The organism is Oscillibacter sp. CU971 (genome assembly GCF_905219725.1).
GTDB lineage: Bacteria > Bacillota > Clostridia > Oscillospirales > Oscillospiraceae > Oscillibacter.
The window spans coordinates 1-6804 of sequence record NZ_CAJMXG010000163.1 but is presented as its reverse complement, the minus strand read 5'-3'; the positions used below and the strand labels follow the sequence as shown (position 1 = coordinate 6804).

Below are 6804 nucleotides of genomic sequence, written 5' to 3'. Positions count from 1 at the left end.
GACATTACAGCCGTTGTCACCGACCTGGAAAACCGGCTTTCGGATATGGACATCGGCGGTCTGCTGGGCCTGTGGTTCCAGTCCCTTTTCGTGGGGCTGACGATGAATATTCTCTCCATCTGCATCATGCTTGTGGTCTATGGCAGGCTGATTGAAATATACCTTGTGACCTCGCTGGGGCCTATTCCTCTCGCCACCATTGGGAACAGCGAGTGGCGGGGCATGGGGCAGGGCTATTTGAAATCCCTCTTTGCCCTGGGCTTCCAAGCGTTTCTTATCATGGTGGTAACGGGTATCTATGCTGTCCTGATACAGAATATCGCCCTTGACGGGGATGTTTCCGGGGCGATATGGGGGTGTATGGGCTATACGGTTCTGCTGTGCTTCTGTCTGTTCAAGACCGGGAGCATCGCCAAGGCCGTGTTCGCCGCCCACTGACGGAGGGAGGACAAACTATCAAAAAATACAGCATTATCTACGCTGACCCACCCTGGCAGTACAAGGTGTACTCCAAGAAAGGGGCGGGCCGCTCCGCTGAAAGCCACTATCCCACCATGAGCATTGAGGACATCCGGGCCTTGCCGGTTGGTGAGCTGGCCGACCATGACTGCGCTTTGTTTCTCTGGATCACCTTTCCTACACTGTTGGAGGCGCTGACCGTCATAGAGGCATGGGGCTTCACCTATAAGACCGTGGCCTTTGCCTGGGTAAAGCAGAACAAAAAGGCCGACACCCTGTTTTGGGGTATGGGCTACTGGACACGGGCCAATGTGGAGCTGTGCATCCTGGCGACCAAGGGACGGCCAAGGCGGAAATCCGCAGGCGTTCATCAAGTGGTGCTGGCCCCGGTGGAGGAACACAGCAAGAAACCCGATATTGTCCGGGATAAGATCGTTACGCTTATGGGCGACCTGCCCCGGATAGAGCTGTTTGCCAGACAGACGCCCCCCGGCTGGGACGTTTGGGGCAACGAAGTGGACAGCGACATCACGCTATGAAGCGGAAAGGGGGCTTTTTGTTATTCCGCAGTACACATTAGCATCTCTTTTTGACGGCATAGGGGGATTTCCCTACGCCGCTTCTTTTTACAATATCACATCCTTGTGGGCAAGCGAGATCGTCCCGGCCTGCGTGTCGGTGACGCAGAAGCACTTCCCGAACATGGCCCACGCCGGGGACGTGACCCAGCTCCACGGCGGGAAGCTCCCGCCTGTGGACATCGTGACATTCGGCAGCCCGTGTCAAGGGCTGTCGCTGGCGGGCCAGCGCCGGGGGCTGGCGGACGAACGGAGCGGCCTTTTCATGGAGGCCATACGGATAATTGATGAAATGAGGGAGGCGACACATGGCGAATACCCAAGGTTCGCGCTGTTCGAGAACGTCCCCGGCGCTCTGTCGTCCGCCGGAGGACGTGACTTTGCGGCTGTGCTGCAAGCGTTCACAAAGGCCCAAATTCCAATGCCTTATTCTGGACGGTGGGCAAACGCCGGGATGGTACGAGGCGGAGGCGTTGATCTCGCTTGGTGCGTGTACGACGCCCAATATTTCGGCACAGCACAGCGGCGCAGGCGCCTGTNTCTTGTCTGCGATTTTGCAGGAAAATGTGCCGGAGAAATACTCTTTGTCCCCAAAAGCCTGCGCGGGTATTTTGAGGCGGGCGGAACGCCGCGGCAAGGACTTGCCGCCTTTGCTGAAAGCGGCCCTGATACAGCAGGCGGGGAAATCGTTGTTTTGAACGATCAAGGCGGGGCGTCGCTGACAGTGGAACGCTCCGGCCTCTCTCCCACTCTCCGTAGCCAGACCCACGGCAATCTGCCGGTGGTGGCCGCTGGCTTTGACTTACAGCAGATCACCAGCAAAACCAACCGTTCCACCCTGCGGCCCGTCCAGCCCACCCTATGCGGAACAGGACAGCCCCATGTGCTGACGATGGCGACGGGGCAGGCCAACGCGGAAGTGCTGGCGGACATCGCCCCCACCCTCAACTGCAACCATGAACAGCCCCTTTTGGTACATCCGCAGATTGCCGGGACGCTGTGCGCCTCCGGCGCTGGCCTCTCCCGGCCCGCTGGCATGGGGAGCGAAACCGACTTCTGTATCACCAGCTACGCCGACCTGATCGTGCGCCGCCTGACGCCCCTGGAATGTGAGCGGTTGCAGGGCTTCCCGGACTTCTGGACGGAGCGGGGCGACGGGCGGAGTATCAGCGACACCAGCCGCTACCAAATGCTGGGGAATTCTATCGCCGTCCCCTGCGTGGCCTACATCATGCAGGGGATTTATCACGCTCTGGAAAGGAGGAATTGACCTATGGCCTATGTGTCCGTTCCCAAGGACTTGACCCATGTAAAAAGCAAGATGCTGTTCGGCCTGACGAAACGGCAGATCGTATGTTTCGGCGCGGCGCTCCTGATGGGCTTGCCGCTCTTTTTTATGCTCCGGGGCAGCGTCCCCACCAGCGCCGCCGCCCTGGTGATGATCTTCGCCATGCTCCCCGGCCTGCTGTTCGGGCTGTATGAGAAGCACGGCCAGCCGTTGGAGGTGGTGATCGGGCAGATTGTCCGAAACCGCTTCACCATGCCGAAAGTCCGGCCCTATCAGACCAATAACCTTTACGCCGTGTTGGAGCGGCAGCGTCAAATGGAAATGGAGGTGAAAGCGGTTGTCCAGAAAGCAAAACGGCGGCAGGCCGGTAAAGCTGTCCCGCGCCGAAAAGCGGGAGATACAGTCAATTATCAGAAAGTATAAGGGCGACGGCAAGCCCCATACCGCCCAAGAGAGCATCCCCTATGAGGTCATGTATCAGGACGGCGTTTGCAGGCTGAACCAGCGTTCTTTCTCCAAGTGCCTTGAGTTTTCCGATACCAATTACCAGCTTGCCCAGCCGGACGACCGCACAGCGACCTTTGAATACCTGTGCGACCTCTATAACTATGTGGACGCCTCCATCCATGTCCAGTTCTCCTTTGTCAACCGCAGGACAGACCCGGCGCAGTACGCCCGCAGTTTCGAGATCGCCCCGCAGGGGGACGACTTCGACGACATCCGGGCCGAGTACACCGGCATCTTACAGCGGCAGTTGACGAGGGGCAACAACGGCATCGTCAAGACCAAGTATCTGACATTCACCATAGAGGCGGACAACCCGAAAGCAGCGCGGGCGAGGCTGGAACGCATTGAAACCGACCTGCTGGGCTACTTCAAAATGATGGGAGCCGCCGCCCGTGTGCTGGACGGGGCCAAACGGCTGGAAGTTCTGCACGGCGTTTTCCACCCGGACGGTGAATTGTTCCGCTTCGACTGGAAGTGGCTTCCCACGGCGGGGCTGTCCACGAAAGATTTTATCGCCCCGTCCTCTCTCCGCTTCGGGAACAGCCGGGTATTCGGCATCAGCGGCAAGTACGGCGCTGTGAGCTTCCTGCAAATCCTCGCCCCGGAGCTGTCCGACGAAATGCTGGCGGACTTTCTCAACACGGAAAACGGCATCGTCGTCAACCTCCATGTGCAGGCCATTGAGCAGACCGAGGCCATCAAGCGGGTAAAACGGAAGATCACCGACCTGGACGCCATGAAGATACAGGAGCAGAAAAAGGCGGTGCGCTCCGGCTACGATATGGATATTTTGCCCTCCGACCTTGCCACCTACGGCACGGACGCCAAGCAGCTTTTGTCCAAATTGCAGACCCGGAACGAACGCCTTTTCATGGTGACGTTCCTTGTCCTGAACATGGCCGACACCCAGCGGAAGTTGAGCAACGAGGTATTCCGGGCCGCTGGCGTGGCGCAGAAGTATAACTGTGCCCTGGTGCGGCTGGACGACCAGCAGGAACAGGGCCTAATGGCCTCCCTCCCCCTGGGGCAGAACCATATCAACATCCAGCGGGGCCTTACCACGTCCAGCGCCGCCATCTTCGTCCCGTTCGTCACGCAGGAGCTCTTTCAGGGCGGCGGGGCCATGTACTACGGCGTCAACGCCAAGACCCACAACATGATAATGCTGGACAGAAAACTTGCGCGCTGCCCCAACGGGCTAAAGCTGGGTACGCCGGGAAGCGGCAAGTCCATGTCCTGCAAGTCCGAGATCGTCAGCGTGTTCCTTACCACCCCGGACGATATTTTTGTCTGCGACCCGGAGGCCGAGTATTTTCCCCTGGTACAGCGGCTTCACGGGCAGGTTATCAAGCTGTCCCCCACCAGCAAGGACTATGTGAACCCGCTGGACATCAACCTGAATTACAGCGAGGACGAAAACCCGCTGGCCCTGAAAAGCGACTTTGTGCTGTCGTTCTGTGAGTTGGTGATGGGCGGCAAGAACGGTTTGGAGCCTATCGAAAAGACGGTGATCGACCGGGCCGTGCAGGTAATCTACCGGCCCTATCTGGCAGACCCCAGCCCGGAGAAGATGCCTGTCCTCTCCGACCTCCACGCCGCCCTGACCGCCCAGCACATCCCGGAGGCCGACCGTGTGGCGCAGGCCCTTGATCTCTATGTGTCCGGCAGCCTCAACGTCTTTAACCACCGTACCAATGTGGACATTGAAAACCGGCTTGTGTGCTTCGACATCAAGGATTTGGGCAAGCAGTTGAAAAAGCTGGGGATGCTGATTGTCCAAGATCAGATTTGGGGCCGCGTCACCGCCAACCGCAGCATGGGCAAGGCGACCTGGTATTTTGCCGACGAGTTCCATTTGCTTCTGAAAGAGGAACAGACGGCGGCTTATTCCGCTGAAATCTGGAAGCGTTTCAGGAAGTGGGGCGGCATCCCTACCGGGGCCACGCAGAACGTGAAAGACCTGCTTTCCTCCCCGGAGATCGAAAATATTCTGGAAAACAGTGACTTCATTACCCTGCTCAATCAGGCCAGCGGCGACCGCAAGATTTTGGCCGAACGGCTGAACCTGTCCCCCGACCACCAGAAGTACATCGACAATTCTGAGCCGGGGGCCGGACTTCTGATTTTCGAGAATGTGATCTTGCCCTTTACCAATCCCATCCCCAGCAATACCGAGCTGTATAAGATCATGACGACCCGGCTTTCCGAGGTCGTGGAGGGCGGCGCATGAGTGAGGCCGTCTACACCCGGCAAGATTTGAACATCATGCAGGCGTGGCCTCTGGCGCGGAAAATCCAAGTGACACAGGCAAAAATTTTGGAGTGGCATCATCACTACGGCGGCAAAGTAGCCGTATCATTTTCCGGGGGCAAGGACAGCACGGTACTTTTAGACCTGGCACGGCGGGCGTTCCCTGACATTCCCGCTGTGTTCGTCGATACCGGGCTTGAATACCCGGAGATACGGGACTTTGTAAAATCTATCCCGAAAGTGACCTGGCTTCGGCCTGAAATTCCGTTCCCAAGGGTGATCGAAACCTACGGCTATCCCGTCATATCAAAAGAAGTGGCGCACCGTATCTACTACGCCCGCAAGGGCAGCACATGGGCCAAGCTGAATTTGTGCGGTCTGGACGGCAAAGGAAACTCAACAGAATTTAATAAGCGGTTTTTGAAGTGGCGCTTCCTGATGGATGCGCCATTTCCTATTTCCGCGCTATGCTGTAACGTAATGAAAAAAGCGCCTATCCATCGTTTTACCAAGGAAAGCGGGGCTGTGCAGATTGTTGGGTCAATGGCCTGTGAGAGTGTCCGGCGTCAGAACGCTTACCTGAAAAATGGCTGCAACGCCTTTCACAAGCGGGAGCCGACTTCCCAGCCTATGTCGTTCTGGACGGAACAGGATGTGTTGGAATATTTGAAGCTGACCGGCATCCCCTATGCTTCCATCTATGGTGACATCGTAGAGAGCGGCGGCAGGCTTGCCACCACCGGGGCGCAGCGCACCGGCTGTATGTTCTGTATGTTTGGGGCGCATTTGGAGAAAAGCCCCAACCGCTTCCAGCGCATGGCCCTGACCCATCCCAAGCAATACGACTACTGCATCCACAAATTAGGCTGTGGCAAGGTGCTGGATTATATCGGCGTCCCTTACACAGCCGGAAAGGAGGCGACAGTTTTTGAGCAGGAAGCACCTGAAACCCCGTGACAAGGTGACGCAACGCATGACCCGCGACGGCGTGGTGCTGGAAAATCAGACCACCGGCGAGGAAATCAATATCTCTGACCGGGAGGCTGAACAGGACTTTACTCCCAGCGAGGCCACTGGCAGGGCTGAAAAGGTGCTGAAACGGGCCGACCAAGTACGGGAGCGGCACAGCAGTAAAAAGGCGGCACGGCAGGCAGGCCAGACGGTTGATGCTGGCCTCCGCCCGTCCGCCCGCCTGCAACTTTCCGAGGAAGAACGCTCCACGCCGGAGCTGAAGAAGTACATCCGCAAGTCCGACCGGCGGGCTGACCGTCTGGACGCGGCGAGGGCCGCTGTCCCCAAGGAAACCGTGAAAATCGAAGAAAAAGTCTTTGACGAGGCCAGCGGCAGGGCGAAAACCCGTGTGCGCCGGGAAACGAGGGACAAGCCGCCTCCGTCCATGAAGCCCAACCCGGCCAGCCGCCCCGTTCAGGAAGTTTTACTGTTTACTCACGGCAAAATCCATGAGGTGGAGCATGAGAATGTGGGCGTGGAGGGCGGACACAAGGGGGAGGAATTGGCCGAGCGGCAGGCGGGCCGGGCTGTCCGGGGTGTGATCCGCCGCCACCGGCTGAAACCCTACCGGGAGCTGTCCAAGGCCGAACGCCTGGCGGAAAAGGCAAATATCGAATATTTCTATCAAAAGGCCCTGCATGACAATCCCCAGCTTGCACAAGCGGCCAGCAATCCTATTTCCCGGTTCTGGCAGAAGCGGCAGATCAAGCA

6 protein-coding genes and 1 pseudogene are annotated in these 6804 nt (G+C 58.1%); all 7 read left to right on the top strand.

Annotated elements, in window-relative coordinates:
• Window positions 1-438, top strand: a 438-nt coding sequence (locus JX325_RS11125; RefSeq protein WP_243414049.1) for a VirB6/TrbL-like conjugal transfer protein, CD1112 family, incomplete at its 5' end; no start/stop codon positions are given.
• A 17-nt stretch (window positions 439-455) separates the two neighbouring features.
• The gene (locus JX325_RS11120; protein WP_204791194.1) at window positions 456-998 is read left to right on the top strand and encodes an MT-A70 family methyltransferase; all 543 of its coding nucleotides are present in this window, start codon (window positions 456-458) and stop codon (window positions 996-998) included.
• 22 nt (window positions 999-1020) lie between these two features.
• Window positions 1021-2307 (top strand): DNA cytosine methyltransferase, encoded by a 1287-nt coding sequence (locus JX325_RS11115; RefSeq protein ID WP_204791193.1) that lies wholly within the window; start codon window positions 1021-1023, stop codon window positions 2305-2307.
• A 3-nt stretch (window positions 2308-2310) separates the two neighbouring features.
• Window positions 2311-2748: a PrgI family protein gene (locus JX325_RS11110; RefSeq protein WP_204791191.1), complete on the top strand. Its 438-nt coding sequence runs from the start codon at window positions 2311-2313 to the stop codon at window positions 2746-2748.
• The gene (locus JX325_RS11105) at window positions 2663-5062 is read left to right on the top strand and encodes a VirB4-like conjugal transfer ATPase, CD1110 family (RefSeq protein WP_204791190.1); all 2400 of its coding nucleotides are present in this window, start codon (window positions 2663-2665) and stop codon (window positions 5060-5062) included. The genes JX325_RS11110 and JX325_RS11105 overlap by 86 nt, the downstream gene beginning before the upstream one ends.
• A complete protein-coding gene (locus JX325_RS11100) occupies window positions 5059-6039 on the top strand; it encodes a phosphoadenosine phosphosulfate reductase family protein (protein ID WP_243414048.1) in 981 nt (326 codons plus the stop codon). The genes JX325_RS11105 and JX325_RS11100 overlap by 4 nt, the downstream gene beginning before the upstream one ends.
• Before the next feature lie 16 nt (window positions 6040-6055).
• Window positions 6056-6804, top strand: a pseudogene (locus JX325_RS11095) (CHAP domain-containing protein); the annotation flags it as partial.

Bases quoted from the DNA above. Each gene is read 5' to 3' on its own strand.
- JX325_RS11110 (WP_204791191.1), top strand. From the start codon at position 2,311: ATGGCCTATGTGTCCGTTCCCAAGGACTTGACCCATGTAAAAAGCAAG.
- JX325_RS11100 (WP_243414048.1), top strand. From the start codon at position 5,059: ATGAGTGAGGCCGTCTACACCCGGCAAGATTTGAACATCATGCAGGCG.